The sequence below is a fragment of the Streptomyces cirratus genome, from assembly GCF_014650775.1.
Taxonomy (GTDB): Bacteria; Actinomycetota; Actinomycetes; order Streptomycetales; family Streptomycetaceae; genus Streptomyces; species Streptomyces cirratus.
Window position 1 is genome coordinate 51,066 of the sequence record NZ_BMVP01000010.1, and the last position, 17,409, is coordinate 68,474.

The following is a 17,409-nucleotide window of genomic DNA, read 5'->3' on the forward strand; positions in this document are numbered from 1 at the left end:
CGGGTCGGGGACAGTCGGGCGGTGGCCGTCAGGCGGCGGCCGTGGAGGCGCCGGAGGCGATCCCGAAGCCGGGCTCGGGCACGGTCTCCGGGCTGATCAGGCGGGACGGGACCCCGTCCGGGCCGACCGGGACGTCGCCGTCGACGGTGACGCGGCGCAGGGTGCGCTCGTGGTCGTCGGAGTCGTCGACTCCGTAGTGCTGGGTGGCGCGGTTGTCCCAGATCGCCACGTCACCGGCCTGCCACTGGTGGCGGATGGTGTTCTCGGGGCTCTCGATGTGCGCCTGGAAGAGGTCGAGGAGGAGGCGGGAGTCCCGGCCGGTGAGGCCGCTGATCCGCTGGACGAAGTTGCCGAGCAGCAAGGTGCGTTCGCCGGTCTCGGGGTGGACGCGGACGACGGGGTGCTCGGTGAGGAAGGTGGTGGAGGTGAACACCTCGCGGTACTGGGCGAGCGCCTCGGGGAGGGCGTCGGGGCGCAGGGCCGCGTAGTCGTACTCGTTGGAGTGGACGGCGCGCAGGCCGTCGGCGAGGGCGCGGAGCGGCTCGGGGAGGTGGTCGTAGGCGGCGGCGGTGTTGGCCCAGAGGGTGTTGCCGCCGTACGGGGGGATGGTGACGGCGCGGAGGATGGAGAAGGCGGGGTAGGCGGGCACGAAGGTGACGTCGGTGTGCCACTGGTTGGCGCGGGCGCCGTGGTGGGAGTCGATGCCGAGGGCGTAACGGCCGTCGGCGGAGGGGACGGTGGGGTGCGCGACGGGCGTGCCCAGCAGTTGGGCGAAGGCCTCGTGACCGGCCTCGTCGAGGTGCTCCTGCCCGCGGAAGAAGACGACCTTGTGGGCGAGGAGGGCGGCGCGGATGTCGGCGACGGCGGCGGCGTCGAGGTCGCCGCCGAGGCGGACGCCGTCGATGCGGGCGCCGATCCGACCGCCGATCTTGGTGACGGTGACGGGGGTGGTGGCGGTGGCGGGGGCGGTGGCGGTGGTCATGGGGGCTCCCTGGAGATGCGTACGGGTTCTTTTGCGCAGCGGAGGAGACACCGGCACGGGGAAGGTGCCGGTGTGGGGCAGCGGTGATGACGGCACACGGCGCTCGGGCCGGGCGTGGGGGACGGCGTCACAGGCCGGCGCAGACGTTGCGGCGGGCGGCGGCGCGCAGGCGGGGCGACGCCGAAGTGCGGCGGCGCTCAGGTGTGGCGGCGCTCAGGCGCGGCGGGGGGCCGGACAGCGGCCCTGACACTCGCCGGGCGCGGTACACGCACCGGGGGTGTGGAGCCGCGGGGCGAGGAGCTCGTTCGCGGACATGTCCCGGAGCGTGTCAGCGGCCCGCCCGCCGGTCAACCCCCGCCGAGTGGCCCCGTTCCGGGCCGTCGCCCGGACCTCCGCAGAGGTGCTGACCAGGATGTTCACCGCTCCGGCCGGGCATGCCGACCCGGCCGGGGCGGCCGAAAACGGTGGCCGGATTTCATGCCTCTGCAACGCCCCCGCCACGCCACCGAAGCCCCGCGCCCGGGGTGGCCCGCACAACCGGGCCGCCCCGGGTGAGCGGAACGCGCTCCCTCACCGCCGCTCCGCCGACACGACGCACCGGCCACCCGCGCCCTGGCGCGCGCCGGTACCGCCGGGCGGCCGTCTCCGACACACCCGGGCCGAGCACCGGGGGCGCGCCTTCCCATGGGCCCGGCACTCGCACCGAAGCCGTACGCGGACGGGCCCGGCCGAGGAACCGGACTGCGGGTACGCGAAGCGGGCGGAGTCGAGGGTGCGGCACCCGGCGAAGGGCGCCGGACACCCCGCGCCCGGCTCCGGCGCCAGGCGACGTGCCCGGGCCGTCAAGCGACCGCCCCGGCACACCCCCGGAGTACCGCCCACGACACGCGGCAGCGGCACCCGCTCACCGGCACCGGGGCTCCGGCACGTGGCGGCAGCACGAGGCGAAGGGCACCGGACACCCGCGCCCGGCTCCGGCGCCAGGCGACGTGCCCGGGCCGTCAAGCGACCGCCCCGGCATACCCCGGCGTACCGCCCCCGCCGCGCGGCGGCACCCGCTCGCCAGCACGGGAGCTCCGGCACGCGGCAGCGGCACGTGGCGGCGGCACGCGGCAGCGGCACCACCTCCCCGCCCAGGGGGCGGCGGCAGCCGCTCCCGGGCTTCGCGCGGCGCGGTGGGCGCGGCGGCTGACCTGGGAGTGCGAGATCACATCCGGGGGTTATGGTCTCGATTGAGCGGCCCCCCTAGCATTCGAGCCATGACGGTCCTGCCTGACGACGGGCTCTCCCTGGCCGCCGAGTTTCCTGACGCGACACATGAGCAGTGGCAGCGCCTGGTTGAGGGCGTACTGCGCAAGTCGGGCAAGGAAGTCACCGGCGAGGCAGCTGAAGACGCGCTGTCCACGACGCTCGAGGACGGGCTCCGCACCCGCCCGCTGTACACCGCACGCCCCGGCGAGGACGCCACCGGCTTCCCCGGCTTCGCCCCCTTCGTACGCGGCGGCCGGCCCGAAGGCACCTCCGCCTCCGGCTGGGACGTGCGCCAGCGGCTCGCCGGGACCGATCCGGAGCGGGTGAACGAGGCCGCGCTGGCCGATCTGGAGAACGGCACCACCTCCCTGTGGCTCACCGTCGGCGAAGGCGGCTTCCCCGTCGCCGGCCTCGGCCGCGCCCTTGACGGGGTCTACCTCGACCTCGCCCCCGTCACCCTCGACGCCGGCGCCGAATACGCCGAAGCCGCCCGCGCGTTGCTGGCCCTGTACGCCGAGCGCGGTGTGGCCCCCGAGGCCGCCCGCGCCTCACTGGGCGCCGACCCGCTGGGGCACGAGGCCCGTACGGGCGAGCGGCTGGACCTCGCCGAAGCCGCCGCCCTCGCCGCCGGAACGGCCGACGCGTGGCCCCACGTACGGGCCCTGACCGTGGACGCCCTGCCCTACCACGAGGCCGGCGGCAGCGCCGCCGAGGAGCTGGGCCTGTCGCTGGCCACCGGCGTGGCGTACCTGCGCGCCCTCGCCGAGGCCGGTCTCGGCCTGGACGCCGCCCTCGGCCAGCTGGAGTTCCGCTACGCGGCGACCGCCGACCAGTTCCTGACCATCGCCAAGCTGCGCGCCGCGCGCCGCCTGTGGGCCCGCGTCGCCGAGGCCTGCGGGGCCCCGGAGGCGGGTACGCAGCGCCAGCACGCCGTGACCTCGCCGGTGATGATGACCCGGCGCGACCCGTGGGTGAACATGCTGCGCACCACCGTCGCCTGCATGGCGGCGGGTGTGGCCGGCGCGGACGCCGTCACCGTGCTGCCCTTCGACCACGAGCTGGGCCTGCCGGACGCCTTCGCCCGCCGGATCGCCCGCAACACCTCCACCATCCTGCTGGAGGAGTCGTACCTGTCCCGGGTGATCGACCCGGCCGGCGGCTCGTACTATGTCGAGCAGCTCACCGACGAACTCGCGCACGCGGCATGGGAGTTCTTCCAGACCGTCGAGAAGGCGGGCGGCCAGGCGGCCGCACTGCGCTCCGGGCTGGTCGCCGAGCGGCTCGCCGCCACCTGGGCCGAGCGCTCCGAGAAGCTGGCCAAGCGCCGTGAACCCATCACCGGCGTCAGCGAGTTCCCGCTGCTGTCGGAGAAGCCGGTCGTACGGGAGCCCGCTCCCGCCGGGCCGACGGGCGGTCTGCCGCGCGTGCGGCGCGACGAGGCGTACGAGGCGCTGCGCGCGCGCAGCGACGCGCACCTCGCGGCGACCGGCGCCCGGCCGAGGATCTTCCTCGCCGCACTCGGCCCGGCGGCCGCGCACACCGCGCGCGCCACCTTCGCCGCGAACCTGTTCCAGGCGGGCGGCGTGGAGCCGGTCCACGACCCGGTGTCCGTGGACCCGCAGACGGCGGCCGCGGCCTATGCCGCGAGCGGCGCGGACGGCATGGCGGTGCTGTGCTCCAGCGACGCCCTGTACGAGGAGCAGGCCGAGGCGGTGGCCGCGGCGCTGCGCTCGGCGGGCGCGACGACCGTGTTCCTCGCCGGGAAGCCCGGCACCGCCCGGGCCGCCGTGGACGAGTACGTCTTCGCCGGCTGTGACGCCGTCGCCGTACTGTCCTCCGTACTCGACCGGATGAAGGTGGCGTCTTGAGCACCGCGATCCCCGATTTCTCCGACCTTCCGCTGAACTCCGGGTCCGCCCCGGCCGGTTCCGAGGAGCAGTGGCGGGCCGCGGTGAAGGAGTCCACCGGCACTGCGGCCGCGGACCTGTTGTGGGAGACGCCGGAGGGCATCGGCGTGAAGCCGCTGTACACCGGGTCCGACCTGGAGGGCCTGGACTTCCTGCGGACGTACCCGGGTGTGGCCCCGTACCTGCGCGGCCCGTACCCGACGATGTACGTCAACCAGCCCTGGACGATCCGCCAGTACGCGGGTTTCTCCACGGCGGAGGAGTCCAACGCCTTCTACCGGCGCAACCTCGCGGCCGGGCAGAAGGGCCTGTCGATCGCCTTCGACCTGCCCACGCACCGCGGTTACGACAGCGACCACCCGCGGGTGACGGGCGATGTCGGCATGGCGGGCGTGGCGATCGACTCGATCTACGACATGCGGCAGCTGTTCGACGGGATCCCGCTGGACAAGATGACGGTGTCGATGACGATGAACGGCGCGGTGCTGCCGGTCCTCGCGCTGTACATCGTGGCGGCGGAGGAGCAGGGCGTCTCCCCCGACAAGCTCGCCGGGACCATCCAGAACGACATCCTCAAAGAGTTCATGGTCCGCAACACCTACATCTATCCGCCGAAGCCCTCCATGCGGATCATCTCGGACATCTTCGCGTTCACCTCGCAGAACATGCCGAGGTACAACTCCATCTCGATCTCCGGGTACCACATCCAGGAAGCGGGGGCCACGGCCGACCTGGAGCTGGCCTACACCCTGGCGGACGGCGTGGAGTACCTGCGCGCCGGGCAGGCGGTGGGCCTGGACGTGGACGCGTTCGCGCCGCGCCTGTCGTTCTTCTGGGCGATCGGCATGAACTTCTTCATGGAGGTCGCGAAGCTGCGCGCCGCGCGTCTGCTGTGGGCGCGCCTGGTCAAGCAGTTCGACCCGAAGAACGCCAAGTCCCTTTCGCTGCGCACGCATTCGCAGACCTCCGGCTGGTCGCTGACCGCGCAGGACGTCTTCAACAACGTGACGCGCACCTGTGTCGAGGCGATGGCCGCGACCCAGGGGCACACCCAGTCGCTGCACACCAACGCCCTGGACGAGGCGCTCGCCCTGCCGACGGACTTCTCCGCGCGGATCGCGCGCAACACCCAGCTGCTGCTCCAGCAGGAGTCGGGAACCTGCCGGTCGATCGACCCGTGGGGCGGCAGCGCGTACGTGGAGAAGCTGACGTACGACCTGGCGCGCCGGGCCTGGCAGCACATCCAGGAGGTCGAGGCGGCCGGCGGTATGGCGCAGGCCATCGACGCGGGCATCCCGAAGCTGCGCGTGGAGGAGGCGGCGGCCCGCACGCAGGCGCGCATCGACTCGGGGCGACAGCCGGTGATCGGTGTGAACAAGTACCGGGTGGAGAACGACGAGGCGATCGACGTCCTCAGGGTCGACAACTCCTCGGTGCGCAGCCAGCAGATCGAGAAGCTGCGGCGGCTGCGCGAGGAGCGGGACGAGGCGCGCACGCAGGACACGCTGCGGGCGCTGACGAACGCCGCCGGCCGCGGGGACGGCAACCTGCTCGCCCTGGCGGTGGAGGCGGCGCGCGCCAAGGCGACGGTCGGTGAGATCTCTGACGCACTGGAGAAGGTGTACGGGCGGCACGCGAGCCAGATCCGTACGATCTCGGGTGTGTACCGCACCGAAGCAGGCGAGTCCCCGTCCGTGGAGCGCACGCGTGCGCTCATCGACCGGTTCGAGGAGGCGGAGGGCCGCCGGCCGCGCATCCTGGTGGCGAAGATGGGCCAGGACGGGCACGACCGCGGCCAGAAGGTGATCTCCACGGCCTTCGCCGACCTGGGCTTCGACGTGGACGTCGGCCCGCTGTTCCAGACCCCGGCGGAGGTGGCCCGCCAGGCCGTCGAGGCGGACGTCCACGTGGTGGGCGTCTCGTCGCTGGCGGCCGGTCACCTGACCCTCGTACCGGCGCTGCGCGAGCAGTTGGCGGAGGAGGGCCGCGAGGACATCATGATCGTGGTGGGCGGGGTGATCCCGCCGGCGGACGTCCCGACGCTGCTGGAGATGGGCGCGACGTCGGTCTTCCTGCCGGGCACGGTGATCCCGGACGCGGCGCACGACCTGGTGACGCGGCTGGCCGCGGATCTCGGTCACGAGCTGTAGGGGCGGGCGCGAGACGATGGCTCCGAAGATCGACGTCGAGGCCTACGCCAAGGGGGTGCTCGACGGGAAGCGCGCGTTCATCGCGCGCGCCATCACTCTCGTCGAGTCCACCCTGCCCGCCCACCGGGGTCTGGCGCAGGCGCTGTTGACGGAGCTGCTGCCGCACGCGGGGCGGGCCCGGCGGATCGGCATCAGCGGGGTACCGGGCGTCGGCAAGTCGACGTTCATCGACGCGTTCGGGACGATGTTGACGGGGCTGGGCCACCGGGTGGCGGTCCTGGCCGTGGACCCGTCGTCCACGCGGACGGGCGGATCGATCCTGGGCGACAAGACGAGGATGGAGCGCCTGTCGGTGGACCCGGCGGCCTTCGTACGCCCCTCGCCGTCGGCGGGCACGCTGGGCGGGGTCGCCAAGGCCACGCGCGAGTCGATGATCGTGATGGAGGCGGCGGGCTACGACGTGGTCCTCGTCGAGACCGTCGGCGTCGGCCAGTCGGAGACGACGGTGGCCGGGATGGTCGACTCGTTCCTGCTGCTGTCGCTGGCCCGTACCGGCGACCAGTTGCAGGGCATCAAGAAGGGCGTCCTGGAACTGGCGGACGTCCTGGCGGTCAACAAGGCGGACGGCCCGCACGAGCGCGACGCGAAAGCGGCGGCGCGTGAACTGTCGGGCGCGCTGCGGCTGATGCACCCGGCCGACGCGGCCTGGAGCCCGCCGGTCCTGACGTGCAGCGCCCGCGAGTCGGCGGGCCTGGACGAGGTCTGGAACCGCCTGGAGCAGCACCGGCGGCTGCTGGACGCGGGGGGCCGCCTCGCCGCCAAGCGGGCGGCGCAGCAGGTCGAGTGGACGTGGTCCATGGTCCGCGAGGAACTGCTGGAGCGGCTGCGCGCCGACCCGGCGGTACGGGCCCTGGCGCCCGGTCTCGAAGCGGCGGTCCGGGAGGGCGCCGTGACCCCGACGCTGGCGGCGGACCGGATCCTGGCCGCCTTCGGCGGCGCCTGACGGTCCCCGCCGACGTCCGCGGCCGGGGGCCGGCCCGGGGCGGGGCCACCGGGGTGGCCGCGGTCAGGCTTCGACCAGGACCGGGTCGCCCGAAGACAGTGCCGCGCGCAGCACCCGGGACTGCTCGGCCGGGTCGTCGGTGGCGAGCAGCGCGGACAGGACCGCGATACGCGCCTGCCCCGCCCGCAGGGTTCCGGTCGGCACGGCTCCGGCGGCGACCAGGTCGACCGCGCCGCCGTGCGTGTAGATCTCGGTGACCGGGCCGGCGGCCACACGCGTGGTGAGCGCGACGAGGACCCCCCGGGCCACGGCGCCGGCCACGGCGTCCACGATCTCCGGCGTGGCGTTGCCCGCGCCCGTCCCGATCAGGACGATCCCGCGCGCCCCCGCCTCCACGGCGGCGTTCAGCAGCGTCGCGTCACCGTCGGCGTGGTGCATGACCATGTCCACGCGCGGCGGGAGTTCCGGCATCGCGGGCAGCGCGAGCGGCGCCGGCCGCTGCGGGGTGCGCAGGACGGTGACCTTCCCGAAGCCGACCTTGCCGAGCAGTTCCTTGGAGGGGTCGGCGAACGCGTCCAGGGCCACGGCCTGCGTCTTCACGGTGCCGCGGGCTGCGTGCACCCGCCCGGCGAAGGCGACCAGCACGCCGAGGCCGCGCGTGGTGGCGGCGGTCAGCAGCGCGTCGTAGAGGTTGCCCGGCCCGTCGCCGTCGGCGGAGCCCATGGGCAGCTGCGAGCCGGTGAAGACGACGGTGCGCGGGTCGTGGTGGTGCAGGTCGAGCAGGAAGGCCGACTCCTCCAGGGTGTCGGTGCCGTGCGTGACGACGATGCCCTCCACGTCCGGGTCGGCCAGCACCTCGTGGACCGTGCGCAGCAGGGTGAGCTGGTGCGCGGTGGTCAGCCGGGGGCTGTTCACGCTGAACAGGTCGACCACCTCGACGCAGACGCCCTCGGGAAGCGGCGCGGTGGCGATCACCTCGCTGCCGTCCGCGTCGGCGGCGAAACCGGAACCCTGCCAGCGGCTGGCTATCGTTCCGCCGGTGCTGATGACGACGACGCGTCCCATCCCTGCCCCACCTTCTCTCGTACGACATCGCACGGATTTGCTACAACCGGCAATGATAGAGAGATCTACGCGCAATGCGATTGCCGATTGCGGCACGCCTGCAACACTGGACAGGCGATAATTGCGTGATGGACGCCATCGATCGAGAAATCTTGCGCGAGCTCCAGCGGGACGGCCGCCTCAGCAACCAGGAGCTGGCCCAGCGCGTGGGCCTGACCCCCTCCCCCTGTATGCGCCGGGTGCGGCAGCTGGAGCAGGACGGGGTGATCCAGGGCTACCGCGCAGTGATCGACCCGGAGGCCGTGGACCGGGGCTTCGAGGTGCTGGTCTCGGTCGAGGTGCGCCGCGACCGCGCCGCCGTGGAGGCCTTCGAGGCAGCGCTCCAGGACATCCCCGACGTCATCGAGGCCTACCGCCTCTTCGGCAGCCCCGGCTGCCTGCTGCGCATCGCCGTGGCGGACCTGCGGGCGTACGAGCGCCTGTGGATCGAGCAGCTCACGGCCCTGTCCGGGGTCACCGAGGTCAACTCGCAGATCATCATGAAGCGGATCAAGGAGCCGACCGGCCTGCCGGTGTAGCGGGACCGGGCCGGCGTCCCCGTCAGCCCGCGGCGGCCCGCTCTCGGGCCTCCCGCACGTCCCCCACCTCCACCGCGTCCACCGGCACCTGCGGATCGGTCCGCACCTGCCGCAGGACCCGGGCGAAGGAGGCGGCGATCGCCTCCACCGTGCTCCTCCCGTAGGAGTCGCAGCGGAATTCGAGGGTGAACCGCGTACCGGGCCCGGCGACGCGGAGCGTCAGCGGATACGGGGAACACCCCAGGGTCCGGACGCCCTTGAGGGTGATGCCCGCCGCGGTGGTGGTCCCGCACGGGCCGTCCGGACCGTCCGGACCGTCGGGGCACGGTTCGTGGACCACCAGCGAGTCGAACGGCCGCGTCGGGCCGTGGCCGGGGCCGCGTTCAAGTGCCCGCAGGAGCTGTCCCACCGTCTCGCCCGGCCCGTAGGAGACGCGTACCGGGACGGTGCGGGCGAACAGGCCGACCAGCTCCTGGGCGCCGGGCACTTCGGCCGGCCGGCCGGGGTCGCTCACCCCGAACACCACGTCGCGGCTGCCGCCGAGCCGGGCGAGCAGGATCGCCCACGCGCCCCGCACCAGCGTGTCCGGCGTGATCCCGAGCTCGGCGGCGCTCCGCGACAGCCCCAGCGCGTCGCCCGCCGCCACCTCGACCTCGATGCTGCCGGTCCCCGACCCGTCCGCGGGCCCGGCGGCCCGTGGGACGGCCCGCGCCGGGGCCCCGGCCCGCAGGAGCCGGCTCAGGTGGTCCCCATAGCCCGGCGCGGCCGCGAGCAGCGACGCGTCCCCGCCCACGCCGTAGAGCCGGGCCAGGTCCTTCATCAGCACCGTCGCCGACCGGTCGTCGAACAGCGCCGGGTGCGCGGTGACCACGAGCCGGGCGCGGTCGCCGAGGCCGATCAGGGCGAGCCGGACCAGCGGCGGGACGAGCGGGTCGAAGCGGGCGGCGCGCTCGGCGGCGAGGAGGCGCCCGCTCTCCGCGTCACGCACGGCCTCGTCGGCCCCTGCCAGGTCGAGGTACCGCCATGGCAGCGGCACGTCCCCGGGAACGACCTGCAGGAGGTCGCCGGTGGCGGCCGTGACGAAGCCCGCCCGCAGGGTGGGGTGGCGTTCCGCCAGGGCCTGCCCGGCGGCGCGCATCCGTACGGGGTCCACCCGGCCTTCGACCGGGATGACGAGCTGTACCGGGTGCACGGCGGACGGGGACCCGGCCGGGCCGGCGGCGCGCAGGACCGCCGACTGGACGGCAGGCACCGGCCACACCTCGGCCAGCCGCCCGTAGCGGGCCTCCCACCCCTCGATCTCCGCCTGGGCCGCGGCCACCAGCGGCACGTCCGAGGGCGTCAGCCCTCCGGCGCCCGGCTGCCGGGCGTGCCGGGCGAGGCCGGCGAGCGCGGTGACCCACAGGGCCGCCAGCTCCGACACCTCCGCCGCGGACAGCACGCCCGCCGGGAAGCTGAAGCGGGCGGTGAGTTCGGTGCCCGCATCGCCCCCCGTCGCTCGGGCCCCGATCTCCAGGGCCGACGGCGCGGGCGCCTGCCCGTCCGGGGCCGGGTCCGGCTCGTCCGCGTCGGCCGCCGGTACCCAGCCGAGGCCCCGCAGGCCGACCGGCATGTCGTCGGCGCCGAAGCCACGCAGGTACCCGAAGCCGATCTGCGGTTCGGGGTGGGCCGCCAGTTCGGCGGCCGTCCGCGGGTTGAGGTGGCGCAGCAGCCCGTAGCCGGTTCCCCCGTCGGGCACGGTGCGCAGCTGTTCCTTGACGGATTTCAGTGCGCGCCCGGCGGCGGGGCCCCCGGCCAGCGCGTCGTCCAGGTCGATCCCGCCGACGTCCAGGCGTACGGGGAACGCGGCCGTGAACGGGCCGACGGTCCGGCCCGGGCCGTCGCCCGGCGCCGCGTCCGGGGTGCGGCCGTCGCCTTCGAGGCGGATCAGCGAGGAGGTCTGCGCGTCGCCCCGGCCGCGGCGCCAGTGGGCCAGCGCCAAGGTCAGGGCGGTGAGCAGTACGTCCTCCGCCCGGCAGCGGAAGACGGCGGGGACGGTGGTCAGCACGGGTTCGCCCACCGCTGCCGGGACCCGTACCCGCACGGTCTCCACGGTGGCCGCCACGTCCACGGCCGGGTCGGGGCGGCGGCTGCCGAGGAGGGTGTCCGGCGCCGCGAGGACCTCGCGCCAGGCCGGCAGCCCGGCCACCAGGGCGGGGTCGGCCGCCTGTCGTTCCAGCGCGTGGGCCCAGCGGCGCACGGAGGTTCCCGCCCGGGGCAGCGAGGGGACCCCGCACCGGGAGCGGGCCCAGGCGTCGGCCAGGTCGGGCAGCAGGATCCGCCACGACGCCGCGTCGGCGACGAGGTGGTGCAGGACGACCAGCAGCCGCCCGGTGCCGCCCCTGCCGACGGCGCTGCGGTCGAACCACACGAACTGGGCCATCACCCCGGCGGCCGGGTCCAGCCGGCCTGCGGCCGCGTCCAGTTCGGCGGCGATCAGCGCGTCGTCCCACGGGCCGCCACAAGGGATCCGGCGCACCAGCGAGGCCGGGCTCACGAGTCCGGCGGGCTCGACGCGCAGTCCGGGTTCCGGGTCCTGCACCAGCCGGGAGCGCAGCACGTCGTGACGGTCGAGGACCGCCCCGAGGGTCGCCATCAGGGTGAACAGATCTAATTCCAAGGGGAGTTCGAGCAGCTGCGCCCGCGCGAGCCGGTCCGTTCCGCCGCCGCGGCCCAGCAGCTCCCGGGCCGCCGGGGGCAGCGGCATCCAACCGGTGCCGTCGCCCTCCGGTTCGTCGGGCTGCGCCGTGCCGCGGGTCCGCCCGTCGGCGACCACGGCCAGGTCGGCCACGGTGCGGTGCTCGAATATCTCCTTCGGGGTCACGTCGGCGCCCCGGGCGCGGGCCCGGGCGGCGGCCTGGACGGAGCGGATGCTGTCGCCGCCGGCCAGGAAGAAGTCCTCGTCGACCCCGACCCGTTGCAGGCCGAGCACCTCCCCGACCGCTTCGGCCAGCACCTCCTCCGTGGGGGTCCGCGGGGCCCGGTGGACGCGGTCGGCGAGGTCGGGCGCGGGCAGGGCCGACCGGTCCAGCGTGCCGTGCGCCGTCAGCGGCATCCGGTCGAGGACCGTGAAGGCGGCGGGCACCAGGTGGTCGGGCAGCCGTGCGGAGACGAAGCGCCGCAGCTCGGCCCCGTGCCCGCCGCCGCGGACGCCGCCGTCCTCGCCGCCGCCGAGCACGACGTAGGCCACCAGGCACGGGCTGCCGCAGCGGCCCTCGCGGGTGACGGCCACGGCTTGGGAGACGCCCGGATGGGCCATCAGCGCGGCCTCCACCACCGCCGGTTCGATGCGCAGCCCGCGCACTGTGGCCTGCGCCTCGGCGGGTCCGATGACCTCCAGCCCTCCGTCCGCGTTCCACCGCGCCAGGTCGCCCGTCCGGTACATCCGCCCACCGGCCGGGCCGAAGGGGTCCGCGACGAACTGCCGGGCCGTCGCGCCGGGCCGGCCGAGGTGGCCGCGGCCCGCGGCGCCGCCGACGTACAGCTCACCGACCGCCCCCGGCGGTACCGGTGCCAGGCCCGGTCCGAGTACGTACGTCCGTACGCCGGTGGCGTCCGGCCCGTGCTCGGGGACCTCGGGCAGGCAGAAGGCGTCGGCCCGGCCGTAGGCGTTGACCACCCGTACGCCCGGGACGGCGGCCCGCGCCCGTTCCACCAGCCACGCGGGCAGCGGCTCTGCGCTGAACACCAGCGCCCGTACGCCGGTTTCGGCCGGGATCCGGTCCGCCAGTGCCGCGAACGCGGACGGAGTCGTGCTGATCACCTGCGCGGACCGGCCGCGCCTGTGCGCCGGCACCTCTGTCCCGTCACCCACTTCGACGCTGCCTCCGTTGCAAAGCGGCGTGAGGACCTCGTACAGCCAGGCGTCGGAGCAGGGCGGGGAACCGGCGAGCATCCGCCGGCCGGCGAGGACGCCGAGGCGCCGGGTCAGCCGGCGCACGCCGTCGGCCAGGTTCCGGTGGGTGACGACGAGCCCCGCGGGCTCCCGGGCGCCGTACAGCACGCAGGCGAGGTGCTCCGGCCGGGGGGCGGCGCCCCGGACCGGGTCTCCCAGGGCCTCGTCGCCGATGTCCTGCGCACACAGCAGCGGGACGCCGCCGGGCGGCAGGGCGGCCGCGGTGGCGGGGTCGGTGAGGATCAGCGCCGGTCGCGCCTCGGCGAGGACGGCGTCGAGCGGTGTCGCGCCCGGCCGGCCGGGATCGAGCGGAAGGCATCCGGCGCCGGACGTGAGGATGGCGAGCAGGCCGACGACGTGCGCGGCCCCGCGGGGCAGCGCGAGCCCGACGAGGCTCTCGGGACCGGCGCCGCGCCGGGCCAGCTCCCGCGCCAGCCGGTCGGCGCGGGCACCCAGTTGCCCGTAGGTGAGGGAGCGGTCCCCGTCGAGGACGGCCACCGCCTCCGGGGTCGCCCTCGCCTGACGCCCGAAGAGCGCGACGACGCTCTCCTCGGGCCCCTCGGCGGCGGCCGTGCCGGCGGCCGGCCCCAGCAGCCGTTCGCGCTCGTCGCCGACGAGGACGTCCACCGCGCCGACCCGGACCCCCGGGTCCGCGACGATCTGCCGCAGCACCCGCAGGAAGCGGGCCCCGAGCCGCTCCACCGTGCCGCGGTCGAACAGGTCGGTGGCGTAGGCGAGACGGACCCGCGCTCCCCCGGCCGGTTCCGGGACGATGAGGAAGGAGAGGTCACAGGTGGCGGCCGCGGTGCGGGCGGGTTCGAAGTTGACCCGGAGCCCGGGGACCTCGATCTCGGGCGGTGCGGGCTGCCAGGCGCACCGCACCTGGAACAGCGGGTGGTAGGCGGTGGAACGCTCGGGGGCGATCAGTTCCACCAGTCGCTCGAACGGCACGTCGTGCAGGTCGTACGCGTTCAGCGCCTTGGTCGCGGCCGTCCCGAGGAGGTCCGAGAAGGAGGGGTTGCGGGTCAGGTCCAGCCGCAGCACCCAGGTGTTGACGAGGAACCCCACGAGGTCGGTGAGGGCCTCCTCGGTGCGGTCGGTGGCCGGGCAGCCGATCGTGAGGTCGTCGCCCGCGCCCAGCCGGTGCAGCAGGACGGCCAGGGCGGACTGCATCGTCACCGGCACGCTCGCGCCGTGGCGGGCGGCCAGCTCCTCGATGCCGGTCAGCAGGCGCGGGTCGACCGTGAACTCGTAGAGGTCGCCGCGGTAGCTCGCCGCCGGAGGGCGGGGGCGGTCCGTGGGCAGCGCCCACGGTTGCGGCAGGCCCGCCAGCTCCTCGCGCCAGTAGGACACCTGGGCCGCGGCGAGGCTGGCGGGGTCGTCCTCGTCGCCGAGCAGGTCGCGCTGCCACACCGTGTAGTCCTGGTACTGCACGAGCAGCTCGCGCCGCGGGGGAGCGAGTCCCGCGCGCCGTGCCTCGTAGGCGGCGAACAGATCGCGTGCGAGGGGCCTGCCCGACTCGTCGTCGCAGGCGATGTGGTGGGCGACCAGCACCAGCAGGTGCTCCTCGGGTGAGCACCTGAGGACGGTCGCCCGTACGGGGATCTCCGCCGTGAGGTCGAACGGGTACGACACGGCCCGCGCGACGGCGGTCGGCACCTCTTCGGGCGCCACGTCGGTCACCGGCACGGTCAGCGGCACGCCGTCCGCGGGCACGATGCGCTGGAACGCGTCGCCGCGCTCGTCCTCGACGAACAGCGTGCGCAGGCTCTCGTGCCGCGCCACCAGGTCCCGTACGGCCGCTTGCAGCGCGTCCGTGTCCAGATCGCCCCGCAGGCGAAGGACGAAGGGCACGTTGTAGGTGGCCGAGGGGCCCTGCAGCCGGTGGAGGAACCACAGGCGGCGCTGGGCGAACGACAGGGGGATCATCTCCGGCCCCGAGGGCGGGGTCCGGTGGTGCGCGCCCGCCGGGTGAGCGGACCGCTCGTGGTGCCGATGTCAGACATCCCGCCCCGTCCCCACGGCCGGCCGGCCGTGTTCCGCGTCTCGTCGCGGTGCCCCGCCGGTCGCGCCGGGAGGAACCTTCTGACGGGCAGGTTAGGCAGGGCCGCCGTATCGACCCGCTGAGCGGCGCTCGAACTTCGGACGAGGCCCGCTGGGAAGTGCCTGCAAGGGGTACGTCCGCATCCGCCCGGTGTGCATGGGGCCCGGCGCGCACGGCCGCCGCCCCGGCCGCCGCCACCGGTCGGCTCACCTCGGCGCGACCAACGGCCGCAGCCTGGACGCGCGGGCCCGCTCCACCAGCGGCGCGCCGCGCCGGGCCGAGGCGGTCAGGCACCAGCCGACGGCTGCGCCGACCGCCAGGCCGAGCACCACGTCGTGCGGGTAGTGGGCGCCGACCCAGACCCGGGAGAGAGCCATGAGCAGCGCGGCCAGGGCGGCGATGACGCCGAGGCCCCGGTCGACGAGCCAGAGCGCCGCCGCGGCGGCGGCCGCGATGGCGGCGTGGTTGCTGGGGAAGGACCAGTCGTCCGGCCCGGGGCACACCTCCAGGGTGACGGTGTGCAGGGTCCGGCAGGGGCGTTCCTCGCGGACCAGTGCCTTGATCAAGGCGTTCGCCGCGTAGGCGAGGACGACGACGGCCGGGGCGGCCAGTGCCATCGCGATCCGCGGGGCGCTCCCGGGCCGGGCCCGCCACCAGGCCGCCAGCATGAGCACGGCGAACAGTCCCAGGCCGTAGGCCGACCAGTGGGCGGCCATGACGTCGAGCCAGCCCGGTGAGCGCCCGGCGAGCCCGGTGACCCGGGTGTAGAGGCGGCCGTCGAGGGACGCTCCGTCGAGGGCGGGAAGGGCCCTCGGGGCGGGGACGTGCGCGGGAAGGGTCATGACTCGCCGCTCCCTCCTACGGGTGACGTAGACGGTCTACGTCACTGTAGGAGACGGCAGTACCCCCCGCAGGCGTGGTGTAGGCCAGGCGGCGGACGGGGTCCCTAGTGGGAGTGCACCCCGGGCGCTTCGGGAGCCGAGGGAGCAGAGGGAGCCGAGGCGGAACCAGGAGCCGCCGGAGAGCCGGGAGCCGTCGGAGCCGCCTGACCGCCACCGGCCCGGACCGTGAAGGCGGCGGTGCGCACCTGGCCCCGGTGCTGGAAATCCAGGAAGAGCCGGTAGGTGCCCGCGCTGGGGGCCGTCGCCGTGAACGAGACGTCCGGCCCGGGGCCACCGGCGTTCGGGTGCACGTGGAGGTAGGCGAGGTCGCCGTCGCGCAGGGCGACGAGGTGGCCGTAGGCGCCGAGGTAGGGCTCCAGGTCGGTGACCGGCTTGCCGTCCTTGCTGACGGTGAGCCTCAGTTCCCCCGCCTTGCCCGGGTCCAGCGTCCCGGCCAGCGCCACCTGATAGCCGTCCACTTCCGCGGTGGGCGCGACCGGGGGCAGCGGGGCGGGGGCGTACGGCCCGGGAACGGACACGTCCGCGCCGAGGGTGACGCCCTTCGCCCCGGCGGCCGCCGCGGTGAAGTCGGCGAAGACCTTGTAGGCGCCGGGAGCCGGCAGGTCGACCGGGGTCGACCAGGTGCCGTCCTCGGCGCGGACCGGGTGCAGGTGCCGGTAGACCGTCAGGTCGCGCGAGGCGACGATGAAGTGCAGTTCCTTGCCGTGCTCTTCCTTGAACGCGGTGACCTTGCGGCCTTCGCGGTCCTTGACGGAGAACCTCAGCTCCCCCGGTCCGGGCGCGACCTGCGGGGTGTCCAGGGCCAGCGTGTAGCCGCCTTCCGAGATCTGCAGGCCTCCCGCCGTCGGCCCTTGGGCGGCTTGCTCGCCCTCCTCGTGACCCGCGTGCCCGCCGCCGGCGGCGGGCGCCGCCGCCTGCGCCGCATGGGCTGCGTGCCGGGAGGACGCGGGGGCGTTCACGGGGCCGACGCCCTTGCCGACCCCGTACGCGGCCCCGAAGGCGGCGGCGAGCGCAGCGGCATAGGCGGTGATCCTCACTCCGGTGTTCATGACTGCTCTCCCGTACGACGTGGGCCCCGCGTTCGGCGGTTCGATGCACTTCACGATACCCCTGGGGGGTATCAAGTCAAGCCGGGTCGAAGCTTGCGCAGGATACCTACGGGGGGTATATCTGAAGTCGAACCGGATACCCCCTCAGGGTATCCACCGGTATCCCCCGGTATTCGTGACCGCCGAAGGAGAGATCCATGTCTTCCTGCTGCACTTCCGAAGGCAGCTGCGGCACCGGCGCCGCGCAGACGGCCGTCGCCATCGCCGACAGCACCGCCACGACCTACCGCGTCTCCGGCATGACCTGCGGCCACTGCAAGAGCGCCATCACCGCCTCGGTGAGCGCGCTCGACGGCGTCCTCTCCGTGGAGGTCGACGTGGACGGCGGCCTGGTCACCGTCACCACGGTGGGCGCGCCCGACGACGCGGCGGTCTCCGCCGCGATCGACGACGCCGGCTACGAGCTCACCGGCCGGGCCGCCTGACACCCGCCCGACCCGGCCGCCGGGGCCCCGCCCCACGCCCCGCCCCATCTGCCCGGCCC

At 74.8% G+C, this 17,409-nt stretch carries 10 protein-coding genes; 5 read left to right on the top strand and 5 right to left on the bottom strand.

All coding sequences use genetic code 11. The features are described 5' to 3' along the window. Nucleotides 1-28: 28 nt before the first annotated feature. On the bottom strand, nt 29-982 hold the full coding sequence (locus IE207_RS22875) for a TauD/TfdA dioxygenase family protein (protein ID WP_190186150.1): 954 nt from the start codon (nt 980-982) through the stop codon (nt 29-31). Nucleotides 983-2,241: 1,259 nt separating this feature from the next. Between IE207_RS22875 and IE207_RS22880 the strand changes: the two genes are divergently transcribed. From IE207_RS22880 to meaB, 3 genes are read left to right on the top strand one after another with little or no spacing between them, the layout of a single operon-like run. Beyond that, nucleotides 2,242-4,101 (top strand): methylmalonyl-CoA mutase family protein, encoded by a 1,860-nt coding sequence (locus IE207_RS22880; protein WP_190186151.1) that lies wholly within the window; start codon nt 2,242-2,244, stop codon nt 4,099-4,101. Further along, a complete protein-coding gene (scpA, locus tag IE207_RS22885; protein WP_190186152.1) occupies nt 4,098-6,290 on the top strand; it encodes a methylmalonyl-CoA mutase in 2,193 nt (730 codons plus the stop codon). Before IE207_RS22880 ends, scpA begins: the two co-directional genes overlap by 4 nt. A 16-nt stretch (nt 6,291-6,306) precedes the next feature. Then, nucleotides 6,307-7,293, top strand: coding sequence for a methylmalonyl Co-A mutase-associated GTPase MeaB (gene meaB / locus IE207_RS22890; RefSeq protein WP_190186153.1), 987 nt, complete (start codon nt 6,307-6,309; stop codon nt 7,291-7,293). A 63-nt stretch (nt 7,294-7,356) separates the two neighbouring features. Here the strand turns inward: meaB and IE207_RS22895 are convergent, their stop codons facing one another. Beyond that, a complete protein-coding gene (locus tag IE207_RS22895) occupies nt 7,357-8,358 on the bottom strand; it encodes an asparaginase (RefSeq protein ID WP_190186154.1) in 1,002 nt (333 codons plus the stop codon). 128 nt (nt 8,359-8,486) lie between these two features. Here IE207_RS22895 and IE207_RS22900 point away from each other — a divergent pair, with 128 nt between their 5' ends. Then, nucleotides 8,487-8,936: an Lrp/AsnC family transcriptional regulator gene (locus tag IE207_RS22900; protein WP_190186155.1), complete on the top strand. Its 450-nt coding sequence runs from the start codon at nt 8,487-8,489 to the stop codon at nt 8,934-8,936. 22 nt (nt 8,937-8,958) lie between these two features. On the opposite strand, the gene IE207_RS22905 is transcribed toward IE207_RS22900, so the two are convergent. From IE207_RS22905 to IE207_RS22915, 3 genes are all read right to left on the bottom strand, one after another. Beyond that, the gene (locus IE207_RS22905) at nt 8,959-14,799 is read right to left on the bottom strand and encodes a condensation domain-containing protein (RefSeq protein WP_190186156.1); all 5,841 of its coding nucleotides are present in this window, start codon (nt 14,797-14,799) and stop codon (nt 8,959-8,961) included. A gap of 321 nt (nt 14,800-15,120) precedes the next feature. After that, nucleotides 15,121-15,756, bottom strand: coding sequence for a phosphatase PAP2 family protein (locus IE207_RS22910; RefSeq protein ID WP_190186157.1), 636 nt, complete (start codon nt 15,754-15,756; stop codon nt 15,121-15,123). Nucleotides 15,757-15,860: 104 nt separating this feature from the next. Further along, the gene (locus IE207_RS22915; protein ID WP_229873908.1) at nt 15,861-16,865 is read right to left on the bottom strand and encodes a DUF8832 domain-containing protein; all 1,005 of its coding nucleotides are present in this window, start codon (nt 16,863-16,865) and stop codon (nt 15,861-15,863) included. Nucleotides 16,866-17,062: 197 nt separating this feature from the next. On the opposite strand from IE207_RS22915, the gene IE207_RS22920 reads away from it, so the two are divergent. Beyond that, complete coding sequence (locus IE207_RS22920; protein WP_190186158.1) at nt 17,063-17,350, top strand: heavy-metal-associated domain-containing protein; 288 nt, start codon at nt 17,063-17,065, stop codon at nt 17,348-17,350. Nucleotides 17,351-17,409: the final 59 nt, after the last annotated feature.

Coding starts and splice junctions, on each gene's coding strand:
- IE207_RS22895 (WP_190186154.1), bottom strand. CDS start 8,358: ATGGGACGCGTCGTCGTCATCAGCACCGGCGGAACGATAGCCAGCCGC.
- meaB (WP_190186153.1), top strand. CDS start 6,307: ATGGCTCCGAAGATCGACGTCGAGGCCTACGCCAAGGGGGTGCTCGAC.
- IE207_RS22880 (WP_190186151.1), top strand. CDS start 2,242: ATGACGGTCCTGCCTGACGACGGGCTCTCCCTGGCCGCCGAGTTTCCT.
- IE207_RS22875 (WP_190186150.1), bottom strand. CDS start 982: ATGACCACCGCCACCGCCCCCGCCACCGCCACCACCCCCGTCACCGTC.
- IE207_RS22905 (WP_190186156.1), bottom strand. CDS start 14,799: ATGATCCCCCTGTCGTTCGCCCAGCGCCGCCTGTGGTTCCTCCACCGG.
- IE207_RS22915 (WP_229873908.1), bottom strand. CDS start 16,865: ATGAACACCGGAGTGAGGATCACCGCCTATGCCGCTGCGCTCGCCGCC.
- IE207_RS22910 (WP_190186157.1), bottom strand. CDS start 15,756: ATGACCCTTCCCGCGCACGTCCCCGCCCCGAGGGCCCTTCCCGCCCTC.
- IE207_RS22920 (WP_190186158.1), top strand. CDS start 17,063: ATGTCTTCCTGCTGCACTTCCGAAGGCAGCTGCGGCACCGGCGCCGCG.
- IE207_RS22900 (WP_190186155.1), top strand. CDS start 8,487: ATGGACGCCATCGATCGAGAAATCTTGCGCGAGCTCCAGCGGGACGGC.